Source organism: Enterobacter sp. BNK-29, from assembly GCF_048684785.1.
Taxonomy (GTDB): Bacteria; Pseudomonadota; Gammaproteobacteria; order Enterobacterales; family Enterobacteriaceae; genus Enterobacter; species Enterobacter cloacae_M.
In genome coordinates this window covers 3,549,107-3,569,639 of sequence record NZ_JBLQTU010000001.1, presented here as the reverse complement: position 1 = coordinate 3,569,639, position 20,533 = coordinate 3,549,107, and the positions used below count along the sequence as shown (strand labels likewise).

The following is a 20,533-nucleotide window of genomic DNA, read 5'->3' as shown; positions in this document are numbered from 1 at the left end:
CCATGACTCAAACGTTTATCCCCGGCAAAGACGCCGCTCTGGAAGACTCCATCGCTCGCTTCCAGCAGAAACTGACCGACCTGGGTTTTAACATCGAAGAAGCCTCCTGGCTCAATCCGGTGCCTCATGTCTGGTCCGTGCATATTCGCGATAAAGACTGTGCCCTGTGCTTTACCAACGGTAAAGGCGCGACAAAAAAAGCGGCACTGACCTCTGCGCTGGGTGAGTATTTTGAGCGTCTGTCCACCAACTATTTCTTCGCTGACTTCTGGCTGGGCGAAACCATCGCTAACGGCCCGTTCGTTCACTATCCAAATGAAAAATGGTTCCCGCTGACCGAAGATGACGAGCTGCCGGAAGGTATTCTCGACGCGCGCCTGCGTGCCTTCTACGATCCAGACAGCGAACTGACCGCCAGCATGCTGATCGATCTGCAGTCTGGCAATGAAGACCGTGGGATCTGCGCCCTGCCGTTCACCCGTCAGTCTGACGAGCAGACCGTGTATATTCCGATGAACATCGTCGGCAACCTGTATGTGTCCAACGGTATGTCCGCCGGTAACACCCGCAATGAAGCGCGCGTGCAGGGTCTGTCTGAAGTCTTTGAACGCCACATTAAAAACCGCATCATCGCTGAATCAATCAGCCTGCCTGAAATTCCGGCAGACGTGCTGGCGCGCTACCCGGGCGTAGTGGAGTCCATCGCTAAGCTGGAAGCCGAAGGTTTCCCAATCTTTGCCTATGACGGCTCGCTGGGCGGCAAGTATCCGGTTATCTGCGTGGTGCTGTTTAACCCGGCCAACGGCACCTGCTTCGCCTCCTTCGGTGCACACCCTGACTTCGGCGTGGCGCTGGAGCGTACCGTTACCGAGCTGCTGCAGGGCCGTAGCCTGAAAGATCTCGACGTCTTCACTCCGCCAACGTTTGACGATGAAGAAGTGGCCGAGCATACCAACCTTGAAACCCACTTCATTGACTCCAGCGGTTTAATTTCCTGGGATATGTTCAAGCAGGACGCCGACTATCCGTTCGTGGACTGGAGCTTTGCCGGTACCACGGAAGAAGAGTTCGCCACGCTGATGGCTATCTTCAACGCAGAAGATCAGGAAGTCTACATTGCCGACTACGAACATCTTGGCGTCTACGCGTGCCGCATTATCGTTCCGGGCATGTCCGATATCTACCCGGCTGAAGATCTGTGGCTGGCGAATAACAGCATGGGCGCGCACCTGCGCGAAACGCTGCTGGCTCTGCCGGGCAGCGAGTGGGAGAAAGAAGATTATCTGAACCTGATCGCCCAGCTGGACGAAGAAGGCCATGATGACTTTACCCGCGTACGCGAACTGCTGGGCCTGGCGACCGGTAAAGACAACGGCTGGTATACCCTGCGCATCGGTGAGCTGAAAGCGATGCTGGCCCTGGCGGGTGGCGATTTGGATCAGGCCCTGGCCTGGACCGAGTGGACCATGGAATTCAACCAGTCTGTCTTCTCTGCCGAACGCACCAATTATTACCGTTGCCTGCAAACCCTGTTGCTGCTGGCCCAGGAAGAGGATCGCGAGCCGCTGCAATATCTGAATGCTTTCGTGCGTATGTACGGTGCTGAAGCCGTTGAAGCAGCCAGCGCGGCCCTGAGCGGCGAAGCGCCGTTCTATGGCCTGCAGGCTGTTGATAGCGATCTGAAAGCCTTCCCGGCGCATCAGTCGCTGCTGAAGGCCTACGAAAAGCTGCAGAAAGCAAAAGCCGCTTACTGGTTAAAATAAGCGCAGATAACATTACCAGCAGTAGGCGTATTCAATCGTCTGGGCTATATTACGGGGCAATTTCATTGCCCCGTTTTTTATTTTCTTCGGCAATGACTGTTGATTGTAATAATAAAGTTAAACATGGGTAAATATAATAATATTTACCTGGGCTTTACTGTTACTTTTTATGGTAAATACTCCATATTAATTAACTGCGTCAGGGGTGGCCGAACGAAAAAATTCAACTCTTTTCATAACTTTTAAAATTTATTTTTATACGGATAATCAATCACTTACTCCGCATTTGTTGTAAAACCATACACACTGCGGGCCTATAAGCCAGGCGAGATATGATCTATATCAATTTCTCTTCTATAATGCTTTGTTAGTATCTCGTCGCCGACTTAATAAAGAGAGAGTTAGTGTGAAAGCTGACAACCCTTTTGATCTTTTACTCCCTGCTGCGATGGCCAAAGTTGCCGAAGAAGCGGGTGTCTATAAAGCAACGAAACACCCGATGAAGACGTTCTATCTGGCGATCACGGCTGGTGTGTTCATCTCTATCGCTTTCGTCTTCTACATCACCGCCACCACCGGTACTGCCGGAATGCCTTTCGGCATGGCCAAACTGATTGGCGGCATTTGCTTCTCACTGGGTCTGATTCTCTGCGTCATCTGCGGCGCCGACCTCTTCACCTCAACGGTGCTGATTGTCGTGGCAAAGGCCAGCGGAAGAATTACCTGGGGTCAGCTGGCACGTAACTGGCTTAACGTCTACGTGGGTAACCTGGTTGGCTGTCTGCTCTTTGTTTTGTTGATGTGGCTTTCTGGCGAGTACATGACCGCCAACGGTGGCTGGGGCCTTAACGTCCTGCAAACCGCCGACCACAAAATGCACCACACATTTATCGAAGCCGTTGCTCTCGGCATCCTCGCTAACCTGATGGTCTGCCTGGCTGTATGGATGAGCTACTCGGGTCGTAGCCTGATGGACAAAGCCTTAATTATGGTTCTGCCGGTTGCGATGTTTGTTGCCAGCGGCTTTGAGCACAGTATCGCGAATATGTTCATGATCCCAATGGGCATTGTCATCCGCGACTTTGCGAGCCCGGAGTTCTGGACCGCAGTTGGTTCATCCCCGGAAAGTTTCTCTCACCTGACTATTATGAATTTCATTACTGATAACCTGATCCCTGTCACTATCGGGAACATTATCGGTGGGGGTCTGTTAGTTGGGTTGACATACTGGGTCATTTACCTGCGTGGCGACGATCATCATTGATGGTTTTCTCAGGCAGTAAATAAAAAATCCACTTAAGAAGGTAGGTGTTACATGTCCGAGCTTAATGAAAAGTTAGCCACAGCCTGGGAAGGTTTTGCGAAAGGTGACTGGCAGAATGAAGTAAACGTACGTGACTTCATTCAGAAAAACTATACCCCGTATGAAGGTGACGAATCCTTCCTGGCTGGCGCAACTGACGCGACCACCAAGCTGTGGGACAGCGTAATGGAAGGCGTTAAACTGGAAAACCGCACTCACGCGCCAGTTGATTTTGACACCTCCGTTGCTTCCACCATCACTTCTCACGATGCTGGCTACATCAACAAAGCCCTTGAGAAAATCGTTGGTCTGCAGACTGAAGCACCACTGAAACGCGCAATCATCCCGTTCGGTGGTATCAAAATGGTTGAAGGTTCCTGCAAAGCGTATAACCGCGAGCTGGATCCAATGCTGAAAAAAATCTTCACCGAATACCGCAAAACCCACAACCAGGGTGTATTCGATGTTTACACCAAAGACATTCTGAACTGCCGTAAATCTGGCGTTCTGACTGGTCTGCCAGATGCGTATGGCCGTGGCCGTATCATCGGTGACTACCGTCGCGTTGCGCTGTACGGTATCGACTTCCTGATGAAAGACAAGTACGCGCAGTTTGTTTCCCTGCAGTCTGACCTGGAAAATGGCGTAAACCTGGAAGCGACTATCCGTCTGCGTGAAGAAATCGCTGAACAGCACCGCGCGCTGGGTCAGATCAAAGAGATGGCGGCTAAATATGGCTGCGATATCTCTGGTCCTGCGACCAACGCTCAGGAAGCCATCCAGTGGACCTACTTCGGCTACCTGGCCGCTGTTAAGTCTCAGAACGGTGCAGCAATGTCCTTCGGTCGCGTATCCACCTTCCTGGATGCGTACATCGAACGCGACATCAAAGCAGGCAAAATCACCGAGCAAGACGCTCAGGAAATGATTGACCACCTGGTCATGAAACTGCGTATGGTTCGCTTCCTGCGTACTCCTGAATACGATGAGCTGTTCTCTGGTGACCCAATCTGGGCAACAGAATCAATCGGCGGTATGGGCGTTGACGGCCGTACTCTGGTAACCAAAAACAGCTTCCGCTTCCTGAACACCCTGTACACCATGGGTCCTTCTCCGGAGCCGAACATCACCGTTCTGTGGTCTGAAAAACTGCCTCTGAACTTCAAGAAATTCGCGGCTAAAGTGTCCATCGATACCTCTTCTCTGCAGTACGAGAACGATGACCTGATGCGTCCGGACTTCAACAACGACGATTACGCTATCGCTTGCTGCGTAAGCCCAATGGTTGTTGGTAAACAAATGCAGTTCTTCGGTGCGCGTGCAAACCTGGCGAAAACCATGCTGTACGCAATCAACGGCGGCGTTGATGAAAAACTGAAAATGCAGGTTGGTCCTAAGTCTGAGCCGATCAAAGGCGACGTTCTGAACTTCGACGAAGTCATGGAACGTATGGATCACTTCATGGACTGGCTGGCTAAACAGTACGTCACTGCACTGAACGTTATCCACTACATGCACGACAAGTACAGCTACGAAGCCTCTCTGATGGCGCTGCACGACCGTGACGTTATCCGCACCATGGCGTGTGGTATCGCTGGTCTGTCCGTTGCTGCTGACTCCCTGTCTGCAATCAAATATGCGAAAGTTAAACCAATTCGTGACGAAGACGGCCTGGCTGTAGACTTCGAAATCGAAGGTGAATATCCGCAGTTTGGTAACAACGACTCTCGCGTTGATGACATGGCGGTTGACCTGGTAGAACGTTTCATGAAGAAAATTCAGAAACTGACTACTTACCGTAACGCTATCCCGACTCAGTCTGTTCTGACCATCACCTCTAACGTTGTGTATGGTAAGAAAACCGGTAACACCCCAGACGGTCGTCGTGCTGGCGCGCCATTCGGCCCAGGTGCTAACCCAATGCACGGTCGTGACCAGAAAGGTGCGGTTGCCTCTCTGACTTCCGTTGCTAAACTGCCGTTTGCTTACGCGAAAGATGGTATCTCTTACACCTTCTCTATCGTGCCAAACGCGCTGGGTAAAGACGACGAAGTGCGTAAAACTAACCTCGCGGGTCTGATGGATGGTTACTTCCACCACGAAGCGTCTATCGAAGGTGGTCAGCACCTGAACGTGAACGTAATGAACCGTGAAATGCTGCTCGACGCGATGGAACACCCTGAGAAATATCCTCAGCTGACCATCCGCGTATCTGGCTACGCAGTACGTTTTAACTCCCTGACTAAAGAACAGCAGCAGGATGTTATCACCCGTACTTTCACTCAGTCCATGTAAGTGGAATTGACTGAAATCACGCGTTAAAAAGCGTACAATAAAGGCTCCACGTCAGTGGGGCCTTTTTAGCACCCTCTCCACCTCAGTCTCTTTTGTCCGCTATCTATACTCTATGGATATCAGCCAAAACAGACTTCAACACAGCCGGCTTTGAGCTGTGCATACTCAGGCCCCGGACGGGCCGATGCTGGAGATATCACCGCAATGTCAATTATTGGTCGCATTCACTCCTTTGAATCCTGTGGCACCGTCGATGGCCCGGGCATCCGCTTTATCACCTTTTTCCAGGGCTGCCTGATGCGCTGCCTGTACTGCCATAACCGTGACACCTGGGATACGCACGGCGGTAAAGAAGTGACCGTTGAAGACTTGATGAAAGAGGTGGTGACCTACCGCCACTTTATGAACGCGTCCGGCGGCGGCGTCACCGCATCCGGCGGTGAAGCCATTCTGCAGGCTGAATTTGTCCGCGACTGGTTCCGCGCCTGCCATAAAGAAGGCATTCATACCTGCCTCGACACCAACGGCTTTGTACGCCGCTACGATCCGGTTATCGACGAGCTGCTTGAAGTGACCGATCTGGTCATGCTCGATCTCAAACAGATGAACGATGAGATCCACCAGAACCTCGTTGGCGTCTCAAACCACCGCACGCTGGAATTCGCCAAATACATTGCCGATAAAGGCATCAAAACCTGGATCCGCTACGTGGTGGTTCCCGGCTGGTCAGATGATGACGACTCCGCGCACCGCCTGGGGGAATTTACCCGCGACATGGGCAACGTCGAAAAAATCGAGCTTCTGCCCTATCACGAGCTGGGTAAACATAAATGGGTGGCGATGGGCGAAGAGTACAAACTCGATGGCGTGAAGCCGCCGAAGAAAGAGACGATGGAACGCGTCAAAGGTATTCTTGAACAGTACGGCCACAAGGTGATGTATTAAAGAAAAGGCCCGGTGAGAACCGGGCCTTTTTATATTCTATTTAAAGACGCCGTTAATAACGGAGGTCACGATGGCTGTACTCAGCGCAATTAAGACAAGATCGTCTCCGACCACGCGCCATTCATAGCCAGGGTAGGAAGGAAGCTGGCCCAGCATTGAGGCCGGCACGGTTTTCTTCGCAATGCCCGGAGGCAACGGCTTACCGCGCGCCAGGTTTTTCGCGATACCCGGAGGCAGAGAGTCATAGCCCGTTAAGCCATAATTCAACGCCAGGTGGCGGGCATGATCGAAGCTCACACGAGCGTCGACATCGTTGCCGACATCTTTACTGCTTTTAAAGCTTTTATCCGATTTCCCAGGGTTATCCTGGCCGTTATTTTGCTTATTGCCATGGTTACCAGAATTCCCGTTACCATGATTACCGCCATTACCTTGCCCGCCACCGTTTCCGTGACCACCGCCATTCCCGTTACCAGGATTAGCCATGACTGGAGCCGTTGCAAACGTTAAAGACAACACTACGGCAAGTGCGGTAGCGGAAAAACGACGAATAGACATGATTGCTGCCTTATAGTGGTAGGACTCACATGAATTATCGCCTGGCGCAATAAACAAACAATAAGTAAAACTCTTAGTTGTGACTGGGACAAAAAAGCCTGTCATCGACAGGCTTTTATTTAATCAGGCATGTGCGACAGGCGTTGGGTGTTCGCCCACTTTGCGCAGCAGCATTAAGAGATAAATAAACGACACGCTGGCGATCATGATAAACAATAAATTATCGGAATAATTCTGCATCAGCATCGCGGTAAACGTCGGCCCTAATAAACTGCCGATGGTATAGCTCAGTAACAGCGCCTGGTTCATTGCCACCAGCTGGTGATGTTCAACTTTCTCACAGGCCCAGGCCATCGCGACCGGATAGAGCGTAAAGCCGGCGGCCCCGAGAATAAACAGCGCAGGCGCCATCGCGGCGTTGCTGAGCATGGCAAGGCATCCCATAATGACCACGAAGACCTGAACGCGCAGCACCAGCAGACGTCCGAAGCGGTCCGCCAGACGGCCAATCGGCCACTGCCCGACGATCCCCGCACTCACCATCACCGCCATCCAGAAGCCAATTCCGGAATCGCTGACGCCCTGATGATTCAGATAGAGCGGCATCAGGCCGTAGAGCGAGCCCAGTACAATCCCCGAGATAATGCAGCCGTTAACGCCCAGGCGCGCCTGACGGAGTCTGAGCATCGGCCAGACGTGGGTCGCTTCCTGATGCTCGCTGTTCTGGTTCACAATGCGCGTGAAGAGCAGCGGCAGGATCGCGGCCAGCACCATGCCCGTTACCCACGGCAGAACGCTCATCAGATCGGTTGGCAGCTTGCTGACCATCAGTTGCCCCAGCACGGTGCCGACGTAATAAACCATCATATAGGCCGCCAGCAGGCGTCCACGGTTGCGGGAGGTGCCGCTGCACATCAGCGCGCTTTCAACCACCACCCAAATCATCGCGCAGCCTACGCCAGCGATAAAGCGCCACGCCATCCAGCTCCAGAAGCCGACCATCAGGCCCAGCCCTGCACACCCGGCGGCGAAAATCAGCGAAGCCAGATAATAGCTGCGATTAAAGCCAAAGCGCTTAATCAGGCTCCCGGTCATTAGCGTACCCAGCAGGTTCCCGGTAAAAAAGGACGAGCTGACCATACCCACCTGCCAGGTCGGTAAATTTTCATGGGCGAGCCACAGCGGGACGAGCGTATTTAACACTGCGATCGCCAGGGTCAACAGAAGCAGGCCACAGAGCAACAGAAGCACTGGCCGGGTATAGGTGGTCATGGATTAAAAACCGTGAGGAAGTTCAGATTTCGTGCGCATCATGCCACTGGCAAAAACAAAGTCAATCCACTGATTTAGCAGCCTCGCACAATATGTTCCCTGTCGATTTAAAAAACTTATCCTGCTAATGCCACGCCTGCTATAGATATTAATTATGTATCTGTTTTTATTTATTAATGGACAAAATTAAAACAAAACGACAGTCGAAAAATTTCATGATCGAAAAAAGAAAAAGCCGGGCACTCAGGCCCGGCTTGATATAACTAAATGCAACGTTAGCTGGCGATAGCCATACCTACGGTCATATGCAACCCGTAGAACACACCGCGGCCAATCAGTTCACCCGCCAGGACCAGCACAAAAGCCAGTGACAGCAGCGGCAGCGCGGGCTGATAGCCTTTGAGCTGAGGCGCGATCCAGAATACCAACGCCGCGACCAGCAGAACGATGCGCCAGGCCATCAGAGAACCGTAGTCCGGCACCAGGGCAGAAGCCTGCTGGATAGAGCTGTGAATGGTTGCCAGTTCAGCCCCCTGCATCAGGGCGACCATCGCACTCACCACCAGCGCCAGCAGAGAAATAGCGGGCAGCAAACGCATTGCCCACCCGTCTACGCCCGCCACGCGCAGCAGCAGGTAGCCCAACAGCGGCCCGCCGATAAACATCGTCAGGAAGAAGCTCATCGGCGTCCAGACGCTGTACCAGGTTGGAACGGTATCGATAGTGTTATAGACGCGCACCATCATCCACACGAATGCCACGCCCAGTACCATGGTCACGATCAGCCACAGGCTGCGCAGACCCGCAGGCAATTTCTTCAAAGCGGCCAGCAGCCAGCCCAGCCCACCGACGGCAAAGAAAATTGCCCCGCTGGCAATCTCGTTACTGAGGGACGAGGCGCCCACGCGGTTCAGAGAGTTAAACGCGCGCATCGGCGAACCCAGGTGCAGCGTAGAGGCGATAAAGCCAATTCCCATCAGCACCCACAGGCCAAACATGCTCAACACTAAACGCTGCTGCTGTTCGGCATTGAGGTTCCCTTTTAACAGCGCCAGCGCGAGCACAATGAAACCGCCCGCCACGCACTGACCAAAGACCGTGAAGATCATCAGCGGCCATTCATGCCATCCACTTCCCATCTCACACCTCCTTCGGATTTGTCAGGTAGCCGGTAGTGTCACCTGTAGGACGGCTGTTGGCGTTAGGTTTAATCACAATGCTCGGCTTCGTGAAGTGCGCAGACGGCAGCGGTGCCACTGCGGCAAGCTGACCGTGTTTTTGACGCAACTCTTCAATAGGGCCGAAGTCCAGCGCGCGCAGCGGGCAGGACTCAACGCAAATCGGCTTTTTGCCATCCGCCACGCGGGTGTGGCAACCGTCGCATTTGGTCATATGACCTTTGGCGGCGTTGTACTGCGGCGCGCCGTACGGGCACGCCATGTGGCAGTACCGGCAGCCGATGCAGACATCTTCATCCACCACCACAAAGCCGTCTTCACGCTTGTGCATCGCCCCGCTCGGGCAGACCTTGGTGCAGGCCGGATCTTCACAGTGGTTGCAGGCAATCGACAGGTAATAGGCAAAGACGTTCTGATGCCAGACGCCGTTATCTTCCTGCCAGTCGCCCCCGGCGTATTCGTAGATGCGGCGGAAGCTGACGTCAGGAGTCAGGTCTTTGTAATCTTTACAGGCCAGCTCGCAGGTTTTGCACCCGGTGCAACGGCTGGAATCGATAAAAAATCCATACTGGGTTGTCATCGGCTACTCCTTAAACCTTTTCAACCTGGACAAGGTTTGTGTGGGATGGGTTGCCCTTCGCCAGCGGCGACGGACGCTGCGTGGTCAGCACGTTAATACTGCCCGCCTGGTCGATGCGGTTGGCATCAGGGCTGTACCAGGCCCCTTCCCCCAGCGCCACCACGCCTGGCATCATGCGCGGCGTTACCTTAGCTTCAATGTGCACCTCGCCGCGACCGTTGAAGATACGCACGCGATCGCCATTGCTGATGCCGCGTGCTTTGGCATCCATCGGGTTGATCCACATCTCCTGACGGCAGGCGGCCTTGAGTACGTCGACGTTACCGTAGGTGGAGTGCACGCGCGCTTTGTAGTGGAAACCGGTCAGCTGCAGCGGGAATTTCGCCGTCAGCGGATCGTTGTAGTTTTCGAAACCTGGCGTGTAGATCGGCAGCGGATCGATAACGTCCCCTTCCGGCAGCTCCCAGGTCGACGCGATTTTTGCCAGCTCTTCGGAGTAGATTTCGATTTTGCCCGACGGCGTGGTCAGCGGGTTTGCCTGCGGATCTTCACGGAACGCTTTGTACGCCACGTGGTGCCCTTCCGGATCGCGCTGTTTGTACATACCCTGCTTGCGGAAGGTATCGAAATCCGGCAGGTCAGGGACCGCCTTACGGGAGAGTTCATGCAGATGGCGCATCCACCCTTCCTGAGTACGCCCCTCGGTAAACTGCTGCTCAACGCCAAGACGTTTCGCCAGCTCAGAGGTCATCTCATAAATGGTTTTGCACTCGAAGCGCGGTTTGATCGCCTGGTCGGTAAAGATCACGTAAGACATGTTGCCGCAGGAGGCGTCCAGCGCGAAATCCATCTGCTCAGAAGCGGTGCAGTCCGGCAGCAGGATATCGGCATATTTCGCCGAGGAGGTCATGTGGCAGTCGATCACCACAATCATCTCGCACTTCTTGTCATCCTGCAGGATTTCATGGGTGCGGTTGATTTCGGAGTGCTGGTTGATGAGACAGTTACCGGCATAGTTCCAGATCATCTTGATCGGCACGTCCAGCTTGTCCTTGCCGCGCACGCCGTCGCGAAGGGCGGTCATTTCAGGACCACGTTCGATCGCATCGGTCCACATAAACATGGAGATGCTAGTCTGAACAGGGTTATCCAGCGTCGGCATACGTTCAAACGGCACTTCATACGAGCCTTCACGCGCGCCGGTGTTACCGCCGTGAATACCGACGTTGCCGGTTAGAATGGAGAGCATGGAGATGGCACGGGTCGCGATTTCGCCGTTCGCATGGCGCTGCGGTCCCCAGCCCTGGCTGATATAGGCCGGTTTGGCCGAGCCAATCTCACGCGCCAGCTGAACGATACGCTCCACCGGAATACCGGTGATGGTGGACGCCCACTCGGGCGTTTTCGCTACGCCATCGCTGCCCTGACCGAGAATATACGCCTTGTAGTGACCGTTAGCCGGCGCGCTGGCTGGCAGGGTTTTCTCGTCATAGCCGACGCAGTATTTATCCAGGAAAGGCTGATCGACGAGGTTTTCAGTGATCATCACCCACGCCAGCGCTGAGACCAGCGCCGCATCGGTACCCGGACGGATTGGGATCCACTCGTCTTCACGTCCGGCGCCAGTGTCGGTATAGCGCGGATCGATAATGATCATGCGGGCATTGGATTTGGCGCGGGCCTGTTCGAGGTAATAGGTTACCCCGCCGCCGCTCATGCGGGTTTCGCCCGGGTTATTCCCGAACAACACCACAAGCTTACTGTTTTCGATATCGGACGGGCTGTTGCCGTCCGCCCAGCCGCCGTAGGTGTAGTTGAGTCCCGCAGCAATCTGCGCCGATGAGTAGTCACCATAGTGATTGAGATAACCGCCGCAGCAGTTCATCAGGCGGGCCACCAGCGTTTTACCCGGTGGCCAGGAGCGGGTCAGCGTACCGCCGAGCGTCCCGGTGCCGTAGTTCAGGTAGATGGATTCGTTGCCGTACTCTTTGATAAGGCGCTGCATATTGGTGGCGATAATGTCGTAGGCTTCATCCCAGCTAATTCGCTCGAACTTCCCTTCCCCACGCTTACCGACGCGCTTCATCGGATATTTCAGGCGGTCCGGATTATACACGCGACGACGCATTGATCGGCCGCGCAAACAGGCGCGAACCTGATGTAACCCTTCATAGTTATCGTCCCCGGTATTGTCGGTTTCGACATATTTAATTTCGCCATCCACCACATGCATACGCAGCGGACAACGGCTACCGCAGTTAACGGTACAGGCACTCCACACCACTTTTTCCGGAGCTGAAGCAGGGGATAATGCATCCGCCGCTGAGGCCAGTCGGGTAAAAGGGAGCGTGAAAGCGCTGCTGGCTACGGCCAGGCCGCCTATTGCCGTGGTTTTCATCAACCCACGGCGAGTGACCTCGGCAGCCATTAATGCTTCAGGCGCGTTGATTTTCATAGAGACTCACTTTGGTTGCTCACAAAGAAAAGAGTGGCGGCGCAAAACCGCTATGTAGTTTTATATACAACGAATTTTTATGTAATCAGCTTTTTATGCTGACTTTCATTCGGAGGAGTATTACTACTTTAGAGGGAGGGGGTATTGCGTCGTGTCAATTCCGCGGCATAAAAAAAGCGCCTAAAGGCGCTTTTTTGTTGTGAGGCAAAGAATTAGCCGATGTACTGCTGGCCTTTCATGTATGGACGCAGCACTTCAGGGATCTCAATACGACCGTCTGCCTGCTGATAGTTTTCCAGCACGGCAACCAGCGTACGGCCCACAGCCAGACCAGAACCGTTCAGGGTATGCACCAGACGGGTTTTCTTGTCAGATTTGCTGCGGCAGCGTGCCTGCATACGACGCGCCTGGAAATCCCAGACGTTAGAGCAGGAGGATATTTCACGGTAGGTGTTCTGCGCAGGCACCCAAACTTCCAGATCGAAGGTTTTGCAGGCGCCAAAGCCCATATCACCGGTGCACAGGGCCATACGACGGTACGGCAGACCCAGCAGCTCCAGCACTTTCTCAGCGTGACCGGTCATCTCTTCCAGCGCGTCCATGGACTCTTCAGGACGGACGATCTGCACCATCTCAACTTTGTCGAACTGGTGCATACGGATCAGACCGCGCGTGTCGCGACCGTAAGAACCTGCTTCAGAACGGAAGCACGGAGAGTGTGCCGTCAGCTTAATTGGCAGGTCGTCTTCATCAATGATCTCATCACGCACGAGGTTAGTCAGCGGCACTTCAGCGGTTGGGATCAGCGCGTAGTTGCTGCTGTCGGCTTCCTCGTCCAACGGACGGGTATGGAACAGATCGCCGGCAAATTTCGGCAGCTGGCCCGTACCGTACAGCGTATCGTGGTTAACCAGATACGGCACGTAGGTTTCGCTGTAGCCATGCTGCTCGGTGTGCAGATCCAGCATGAACTGCGCCAGCGCGCGGTGCAGATGGGCAATCTGGCCTTTCATCACCACGAAGCGAGAACCGGTCAGCTTAACCGCTGCCGCAAAGTCCAGGCCCGCGTGCATTTCACCCAGCGTCACGTGATCGCGCACTTCGAAGTCAAACTCACGAGGCGTACCCCAGCGTTTCACTTCAACGTTGTCGTTTTCATCTTTGCCGACAGGCACGCTGTCGTCAGGAATATTCGGGATAGCCAGGGCAATATCACGAATCTCGGCCTGAAGAACGTCCAGCTCAGCTTTCGCCTGATCCAGTTCTTCACCCAGTTTGTTCACTTCCAGGCGTAATGGCTCAATATCTTCCCCGCGCGCTTTCGCCTGGCCGATGGATTTCGATCGAGAGTTACGCTCTGCCTGCAGATTTTCAGTTTGTACCTGCAGAACTTTACGACGCTCTTCGAGAGCGCGCAGCTTATCTACATCCAGCTTAAAGCCCCGGCGTGCCAGTTTTTCAGCGACTGCGTCTGGCTCATTACGCAGCAGATTGGGATCGAGCATGCTTATCCTGTGCTTATCGAATTAAAATAGGAAAATGTGACCACAGCCTGCGGCCACAAGGATACATTGCCAACATTACCGCAACGATTGAACTAACGGTAGCGTTTTATAGGGCTATTTTGATCCTGTCCGGCGAGCCAGGTGAGCTTTTCACCAATCTTGCCTTCAAGACCTCTGTTTGTGGGGTGATAATAGCGCGTTTGTGCCATCTCCTGCGGGAAATATTCCTCCCCGGCAGCGTAGGCATTGGGTTCATCATGAGCGTAACGATACTCCTGCCCATATCCCATCTCTTTCATCAGTTTGGTCGGCGCGTTACGCAGGTGAACCGGCACATCGTAGTCCGGACGTTCACGCGCATCGGACATCGCCGCTTTAAACGCGGTATAAACCGCATTACTTTTCGGCGCACAGGCCAGATAGACAATCGCCTGCGCAATGGCTCGTTCGCCTTCCGCAGGTCCAACGCGGGTGAAGCAGTCCCAGGCCGACAGCGCAACCTGCATGGCGCGAGGATCGGCATTGCCGACATCTTCTGACGCAATCGCCAGACAGCGACGCGCGACATATAACGGATCGCCGCCCGCAGTGATAATGCGCGCGTACCAGTAAAGCGCCGCATCCGGCGCGCTGCCGCGCACGGACTTATGCAGCGCCGAGATCAGGTCGTAAAAACGGTCGCCTTTGTTATCGAAACGCGCGCTGCGCTCCCCCGCAATTTCGGTGAGCAGTTCCGGTTTCAGCACCCGCTTCCCGGCATCGTCGATTTCGGCCATATCGGCCATCATTTCCAGCGTATTCAGCGCACGACGCGCATCGCCGTTGACCAGCTCGGCAATCGCACGACGCGTGTCGTCAGGCAGAACGATATCCTGTCCGCCGTAGCCGCGCGCTTTGTCGTCCATCGCCTGGGTGAGAACCTTTTCGATATCATCGGTGGTGAGCGATTTGAGCAGGTAAACGCGCGCGCGGGAAAGCAGCGCCGAGTTCAGTTCAAACGATGGGTTTTCGGTGGTCGCACCGATGAAGAAGATCGTGCCGTCTTCAATATGCGGCAGGAAGGCATCCTGCTGGCTCTTGTTGAAGCGGTGGACTTCGTCCACGAAGAGGATGGTACGCCGCCCGGCATTGCGGTTCTGCCGCGCACGCTCGATCGCCTCACGGATCTCTTTCACGCCGGAGGTGACCGCCGAGATACGTTCGACGTCCGCGTTGGCATAGCGGGCGATCACTTCTGCAAGCGTAGTCTTGCCGGTGCCAGGGGGTCCCCAGAGGATCATGGAGTGAAGATGCCCGGCCTCAATGGCGCGCGGCAATGGCTTACCGGCAGCCAGCAGATGCTGCTGGCCGATGTACTGCGCTAAATTTTCTGGCCGCATACGGGCGGCCAGAGGTTGAAACGCGTTATCTGAAAAATCGAGCGACAGATTGCCCACTCACGCCTCTTACTTATTGCGTTGATCGTCCACCGTTACGCCCTGCGGCGGGGTAAAGGTGAATTTCGATGCATCAACGGCGCCGTTCTGCTGAGACTTGAGCTGGTAGCTGCTGCGCTGATCGTCCTGCTCAACCGCGCCGAACTGATTAATCGTACCGTTGGTGCTTACGTTAATGGTGAACTGCTTCAGGTTGCCGTTACTGCCTTTCGGCGTCAGGACAAACTCGTCACCCGTCTGTTTAATATTGTACTGCTGCCAGTCGCTGGACTGGTTACGAGCAATCAGCATAAACGGCGTATTGCTGGTGGCATCTTTCAGCCAGGTCGCCGTAGCCTGCTCAACGAACGGGTTGAAGAACCATAAGGTTTTACCGTCAGAGACCAGGATGCTTTCATCCGGCTGGGTCATGTGCCAGTTGAACAGATTCGGGCGTTTTACCCACAAATCTCCCTGACCTTCCTGCACCGCGTTGCCGCTGCCGTCCGTCACTTTTTGCGTGAAGCTGGCGTGGAAGCTGCTTACTTTATCCAGTCGGCTTTTAAGGTCGCTGGCTGCATCAGCCCAGACGCTGCTGGCGACAAAACTGGTGAGTAATGCACAGGCGATGGCGATTTTTTTCATTGTTATTCCTTAAAATACGTCTTCCCGATATGGGGTTTCCGTCTTCTATTCTGGACCTGCCCGAAGGCAGGCGACAGAAGAAAATGCTTAATTTTGGCTGATTTACCCTTCTTTGCAATCGCTGAAGGTTAATCAAACGGCGGCGGTGCCAGCACCTCGCGGTTACCGTTATGCCCCTGCTCGCTCACAATGCCCTGCGCTTCCATCTGCTCGATGATCCGCGCCGCGCGGTTATAGCCGATACGGAACTGACGCTGCACGCCAGAAATGGACGCTTTGCGTTTTTCGGTAACGAAGTTAACCGCCTGATCGAATAACGGATCCAGCTCTTCGCCGCCGTCGAAGCCACCGCCGCCGCCTTCGCTTTCCGTGTCGCTGGTAATACCGTCAACGTATTGCGGACGACCGCGCGCTTTCCAGTCCTGCACGACGGCGTGAACTTCCTCATCGCGGACGAACGCACCGTGGACGCGCACCGGAGAGGTGGAGTTCGGGCCTGAATAGAGCATGTCACCCATACCCAGCAGCGACTCTGCGCCGCCCTGGTCAAGAATGGTACGGGAGTCAATTTTACTTGATACGGTAAAGGCGATGCGCGTCGGGATGTTCGCTTTGATAAGACCAGTGATAACGTCCACGGAAGGACGCTGGGTCGCCAGCACAAGGTGAATACCGGCCGCACGCGCTTTCTGCGCCAGACGGGCAATCAGCTCTTCTACTTTCTTACCGACGGTCATCATCAGGTCAGCGAATTCATCAACCAGCACGACGATATAAGGCAGTTTTTCCAGCACCGGATGCTGAGCATCCATGCTGTCACCCGGCTTCCAGTAAGGATCCGGGATCGGACGCCCCATGCGCACAGCCTGGTCAATTTTCTCGTTATAACCGGCCAGGTTACGCACGCCCAACGCAGACATCAGCTTGTAGCGGCGTTCCATCTCGTTGACGCTCCAGCGCAGGGCGTTGGCGGCGTCCTTCATATCAGTGACCACTTCGGTCAGCAGATGCGGGATGCCTTCGTAGACCGACAGTTCGAGCATTTTCGGGTCGATCATGATGAAACGCACATCTTCCGGCTGCGCTTTATAGAGCATGCTGAGGATCATGGCGTTCACACCGACTGACTTACCGGAACCGGTGGTACCCGCAACCAGCAGGTGAGGCATTTTAGCGAGATCGGCCACGACCGGATCGCCCGCGATATCTTTACCCAGCACCACGGTCAGCGGGGACGGATTATCGCGGAATTTGGTGTTATCCAGCACTTCACGCAGGTAGACGGTCTGACGTTTCTTGTTCGGCAGCTCAAGCCCAACGTACGGCTTGCCAGGGATAACTTCCACCACACGCACCGCCACGGTCGACAGAGAACGCGCCAGGTCGCGGGACAGGTTGGAAATACGCGCAGCTTTAACGCCGGGCGCCAGGTTCAGTTCAAAACGGGTGATCACTGGACCCGGTGAGTAGTTCACCACGTCCGCCTTGATGCGGAAGTCAGCCAGACGGGCTTCCACCAGACGCGCCATCTGCTCCAGCGCGAAGGTATCGACTGGCTCCACTTCTGACGGCGGCGGCGTTAACAGATCCAGAGACGGCAGCGGCGTGCTTGGACGCTGCAGCGGACGGCTGTCACCGTTACGCATCAACAGCGGGTGAATCAGACTTTCCTGCGGCTGAGGCGCAGGCTGCTGGAACTGCGGTGGCTGCTGCGATTGCTGCGGTTGCTGAACAGGTTGATGCGGCTGCGCATACGGCTGCTGAACAGGCTGGTGCGGCTGCGCGTAGGCCTGTGGTGCTGGCTGCTGGCGCACAGGCTCCGCTTCCGGCATCACGCTCGGGGTAAATAACGGCTCGCTCGGGCCATCATCCACCAGATCCTTCATCGGCGAGAATTCAAAATCAGACAGCGAGAACGGATTTGCACCAGCCGGTTGTTCACCGGAATAGCGCTGCCGCTGGGTGGCGGCAAACTGGCGCGCTAATTCTGCTTCAGCCGCGTCCTCTTCGTCTTCCAGCACCGGTTCATCGTGCTGATATTCTTCACCGTAGCGCTGATTCTGCTGCGCGGCGAACTGGCGGGCCAGCTCGTCCTGCTGCATTTCATCGGCGTCATCTTCGTACTCAGGCTCGCGCGCTTTTTCTTCGGCCATACGCTGGGAAGGCAGCTTGATGCCATAAGAGGCAAGCTCACGGCGGGTGGGTACACGAACGCGGTTAGGGCGAGGCAGTTGCGGACCAATCCCCTCCTTCACCTGAGGACGTGGCGTGCCCCCTGTTGCCAGGCTAAAGACAGGTGCAGCTACGGCAGCGGCCGCGGTAGCCTGCTTCACGCTTTCCGCTACGGGTGCGACTGCAGGCGTCGGGTCGATCGGTGGAACGGAAACAGAAGGCGCTTTCGTCACCGGCTCCTGCACCGGTTCAGGCACAGGCTGGTACCAGGCCGCCAGCTGCTCGCGTTCACGCGCGCGACGCTCTTCAACTTCTTCAAAATAGTACATCGGTGGACGAGAGGGTTTTACCTCTTCCACGATTTCAGGTTCAGGCTGTGGCTCTACATAAGGCTGCACAGGTTCAACCGGCTCAGGCACATACTCCTGATAAGGTTGGGCCACAGGCTGTTCATAGTGCGGGTAATCTTGCGGTTCATACGCGGGCTGCGGCGGCTGATAAGGCTGCTGCCACTGCTCCTGCTGCACAGGAATGTAGCTTTCAGGTTCAGGCGCGATAACCGGCTCCGGCGTGTGAACGCCTGGCGCAGTCTGCCAGTCAACCTGAGGCTGCTGAATAACGGATTCAGGCGGCGAAACCGGCGCGGATGGCATCACGGCGTCGACAGGCGCGGCATACGCCTGCGCAGCGGTCGTCGCGGCTGCGGCGGCCGCAACCGGCTCGGTAACCGAATGGCCATTTAACAGCGGATCGTATTCGTCGAAGTCACCCGGAGTGGCCCGGCTGCCGGAGAAGAGCACATCGTCAGGATCGACGGCGACACCCGCAGCGCGATACGCCACCTGCTCGTCTTCATCCATGCGCTTACCGGAGAAGAGCGCCGCATCGGTTTTACGACCCAGCGGGTTGGCAAATTTCTCAGCAACACGCTGGCGACGCGCCAGCGCGCCGCGCAGAATACGCGCGCGACGAGACTCGCGACGCTGCACAGGCGCGTCATCTTCCTCTTCATCTTCGTATTCTTCTTCATCAACCCACGTATCGTCACGGCGGGTACGGTTGCTGGCGAAGGTCAAAATGGTGAGGATAAAACTTCCGATCTTCTCGGCAATGCTCACCCAGGACCAGCCGGTAAACAGCGTCAGCCCGGCCGCCCAGATACAGAGCAGCGCCAGCGTGCCGCCGCTGCTGTGCAGCATCGGCTGCAGCGCAGAACTGAGTAAACTGCCGATCACCCCGCCAGAGGCGAAGTACCAGATATCATCCGCATTGATTGCCGCCAGCCCGCACGAGGTGAGGATCAGCGCCAGCGCGCCAATCAGGCGCAGCGACACGGCAAAATAGTCGATGTAATCATCGTTCTGACGATGACGCCACGCAAACCAGCATCCGCCAATGATAATGACGGGAAGGGTGTAGGCCATCACACCGAAAATGAAGAACAGCGTGTCCGCAAGCCAGGCACCGGGGACACCGCCTAAATTATGGATAGGCTCATGCCATGCAGTTTGTGACCAGCTGGGATCTGAGGGGTTGAAACTGAGTAAGGCTGCCATCAGCCAGACGGCAAAAAGGGCAATAACAATCAGCAAAGCCTCGAGGAGACGACGTCCGCTGCTTAGCTTCGATAGTGTGACTTCTTTGTCTTCAGTGTATTCCTGGCTCAAAAAAGGCTCTCCAGGTATCAGGCATATCCTGCCTTTTTGCTAAAACGGACAACAGCGCCGGGACTCCCCGGCACTGTTGCTGTATGGATTAACAGGAGTGTAATCAAACTACGCTGATTTTGCACCTGTTCCGTGTTAGCGCGTCTTAATAACCAGACGATTGCTCTGTTTGACCTCTTCCATCACCACATACGTACGGGTGTCGTTCACGCCTGGCAGACGCAGCAGGGTTTCCCCCAGCAGCTTACGGTAGGCGGACATATCAGGCACGCGGGTTTTCAACAGGTAGTCGAAATCACCGGATACCAGATGACACTCTTGAATTTCTTCAAGTTTTTGTACAGCGGCGTTAAATTGCTCAAACACATCCGGCGCACCACGATTCAGAGTAATCTCAACAAATACCAGAAGTGAGGCATCCAGATAATGCGGGTTCAGCAGAGCAGTATAGCCCTGAATGAAACCCTGTCTTTCCAGTCGGCGCACACGCTCAAGGCACGGCGTCGGGGAAAGTCCCACACGTTTTGAAAGCTCGACGTTGGAAATACGCCCATCCTTTTGCAATTCATTAAGAATGTTACGATCGATACGGTCGAGATCTTTGCCAGGGCGCTTCTTGCTATCTACCATTATTATTGTCTCTCTGTATTCCTTCCCTACTCCTGCCTGGACCCTGTGCACATCACTGTTCAGAGCCTGTACCCGTTAGTCATCACATCGCCTGATTATGTATTAGACGCGATGCGGATTCGGGTTCTGTTGGTAAGAAGACCGTTGCCC

Annotated in this window: 14 protein-coding genes; 4 read left to right on the top strand and 10 right to left on the bottom strand. The window is 55.0% G+C overall.

All coding sequences use genetic code 11. The annotated features are described in order from the left end of the window. Positions 1 to 2 precede the first annotated feature (2 nt). The 4 genes from ycaO to pflA all read left to right on the top strand — a co-directional run bounded on the left by ycaO (position 3) and on the right by pflA (position 6,306). Positions 3 to 1,763: a 30S ribosomal protein S12 methylthiotransferase accessory factor YcaO gene (gene ycaO / locus ACMGGX_RS16975; protein ID WP_420298641.1), complete on the top strand. Its 1,761-nt coding sequence runs from the start codon at positions 3 to 5 to the stop codon at positions 1,761 to 1,763. 406 nt (positions 1,764 to 2,169) lie between these two features. Next, positions 2,170 to 3,027: a formate transporter FocA gene (gene focA, locus ACMGGX_RS16970; protein WP_008499974.1), complete on the top strand. Its 858-nt coding sequence runs from the start codon at positions 2,170 to 2,172 to the stop codon at positions 3,025 to 3,027. Positions 3,028 to 3,078: 51 nt separating this feature from the next. After that, positions 3,079 to 5,361 (top strand): formate C-acetyltransferase, encoded by a 2,283-nt coding sequence (gene pflB, locus ACMGGX_RS16965; protein WP_033145088.1) that lies wholly within the window; start codon positions 3,079 to 3,081, stop codon positions 5,359 to 5,361. A gap of 204 nt (positions 5,362 to 5,565) precedes the next feature. After that, complete coding sequence (gene pflA, locus ACMGGX_RS16960) at positions 5,566 to 6,306, top strand: pyruvate formate lyase 1-activating protein (protein ID WP_023310991.1); 741 nt, start codon at positions 5,566 to 5,568, stop codon at positions 6,304 to 6,306. Between the two features lie 36 nt (positions 6,307 to 6,342). On the opposite strand, the gene ACMGGX_RS16955 is transcribed toward pflA, so the two are convergent. From ACMGGX_RS16955 to lrp, 10 genes are all read right to left on the bottom strand, one after another. Continuing rightward, positions 6,343 to 6,864 carry an anti-virulence regulator CigR family protein gene (locus ACMGGX_RS16955; protein ID WP_045404123.1) on the bottom strand — a complete coding sequence of 174 codons (522 nt, stop codon included), beginning with the start codon at positions 6,862 to 6,864 and terminating at the stop codon, positions 6,343 to 6,345. 123 nt (positions 6,865 to 6,987) lie between these two features. Beyond that, positions 6,988 to 8,136, bottom strand: coding sequence for an MFS transporter (locus ACMGGX_RS16950; protein WP_033145087.1), 1,149 nt, complete (start codon positions 8,134 to 8,136; stop codon positions 6,988 to 6,990). A 275-nt stretch (positions 8,137 to 8,411) separates the two neighbouring features. Beyond that, positions 8,412 to 9,275 carry a dimethyl sulfoxide reductase anchor subunit family protein gene (locus ACMGGX_RS16945; protein WP_348560841.1) on the bottom strand — a complete coding sequence of 288 codons (864 nt, stop codon included), beginning with the start codon at positions 9,273 to 9,275 and terminating at the stop codon, positions 8,412 to 8,414. A 1-nt stretch (position 9,276) separates the two neighbouring features. Further along, a complete protein-coding gene (locus tag ACMGGX_RS16940; RefSeq protein WP_420298640.1) occupies positions 9,277 to 9,894 on the bottom strand; it encodes a DMSO/selenate family reductase complex B subunit in 618 nt (205 codons plus the stop codon). A gap of 10 nt (positions 9,895 to 9,904) precedes the next feature. Next, the gene (gene dmsA, locus ACMGGX_RS16935; RefSeq protein WP_199027737.1) at positions 9,905 to 12,349 is read right to left on the bottom strand and encodes a dimethylsulfoxide reductase subunit A; all 2,445 of its coding nucleotides are present in this window, start codon (positions 12,347 to 12,349) and stop codon (positions 9,905 to 9,907) included. A 212-nt stretch (positions 12,350 to 12,561) separates the two neighbouring features. Further along, positions 12,562 to 13,854, bottom strand: coding sequence for a serine--tRNA ligase (serS, locus tag ACMGGX_RS16930; RefSeq protein ID WP_008499983.1), 1,293 nt, complete (start codon positions 13,852 to 13,854; stop codon positions 12,562 to 12,564). A 92-nt stretch (positions 13,855 to 13,946) separates the two neighbouring features. Next, on the bottom strand, positions 13,947 to 15,290 hold the full coding sequence (gene rarA / locus ACMGGX_RS16925; RefSeq protein ID WP_023310984.1) for a replication-associated recombination protein RarA: 1,344 nt from the start codon (positions 15,288 to 15,290) through the stop codon (positions 13,947 to 13,949). A 9-nt stretch (positions 15,291 to 15,299) separates the two neighbouring features. Next, positions 15,300 to 15,914, bottom strand: a complete 615-nt coding sequence (gene lolA, locus ACMGGX_RS16920) for an outer membrane lipoprotein chaperone LolA (protein WP_023310983.1) — start codon at positions 15,912 to 15,914, stop codon at positions 15,300 to 15,302. A gap of 128 nt (positions 15,915 to 16,042) precedes the next feature. Then, positions 16,043 to 19,753, bottom strand: a complete 3,711-nt coding sequence (locus ACMGGX_RS16915; protein WP_420298639.1) for a DNA translocase FtsK 4TM domain-containing protein — start codon at positions 19,751 to 19,753, stop codon at positions 16,043 to 16,045. A gap of 135 nt (positions 19,754 to 19,888) precedes the next feature. Next, complete coding sequence (gene lrp, locus ACMGGX_RS16910) at positions 19,889 to 20,383, bottom strand: leucine-responsive transcriptional regulator Lrp (protein WP_000228469.1); 495 nt, start codon at positions 20,381 to 20,383, stop codon at positions 19,889 to 19,891. Positions 20,384 to 20,533: the final 150 nt, after the last annotated feature.

Bases quoted from the DNA above. Each gene is read 5' to 3' on its own strand.
- ACMGGX_RS16945 (WP_348560841.1), bottom strand. From the start codon at position 9,275: ATGGGAAGTGGATGGCATGAATGGCCGCTGATGATCTTCACGGTCTTT.
- ycaO (WP_420298641.1), top strand. From the start codon at position 3: ATGACTCAAACGTTTATCCCCGGCAAAGACGCCGCTCTGGAAGACTCC.
- lrp (WP_000228469.1), bottom strand. From the start codon at position 20,383: ATGGTAGATAGCAAGAAGCGCCCTGGCAAAGATCTCGACCGTATCGAT.
- pflB (WP_033145088.1), top strand. From the start codon at position 3,079: ATGTCCGAGCTTAATGAAAAGTTAGCCACAGCCTGGGAAGGTTTTGCG.
- pflA (WP_023310991.1), top strand. From the start codon at position 5,566: ATGTCAATTATTGGTCGCATTCACTCCTTTGAATCCTGTGGCACCGTC.
- ACMGGX_RS16950 (WP_033145087.1), bottom strand. From the start codon at position 8,136: ATGACCACCTATACCCGGCCAGTGCTTCTGTTGCTCTGTGGCCTGCTT.
- serS (WP_008499983.1), bottom strand. From the start codon at position 13,854: ATGCTCGATCCCAATCTGCTGCGTAATGAGCCAGACGCAGTCGCTGAA.
- lolA (WP_023310983.1), bottom strand. From the start codon at position 15,914: ATGAAAAAAATCGCCATCGCCTGTGCATTACTCACCAGTTTTGTCGCC.
- ACMGGX_RS16955 (WP_045404123.1), bottom strand. From the start codon at position 6,864: ATGTCTATTCGTCGTTTTTCCGCTACCGCACTTGCCGTAGTGTTGTCT.
- ACMGGX_RS16940 (WP_420298640.1), bottom strand. From the start codon at position 9,894: ATGACAACCCAGTATGGATTTTTTATCGATTCCAGCCGTTGCACCGGG.
- dmsA (WP_199027737.1), bottom strand. From the start codon at position 12,349: ATGAAAATCAACGCGCCTGAAGCATTAATGGCTGCCGAGGTCACTCGC.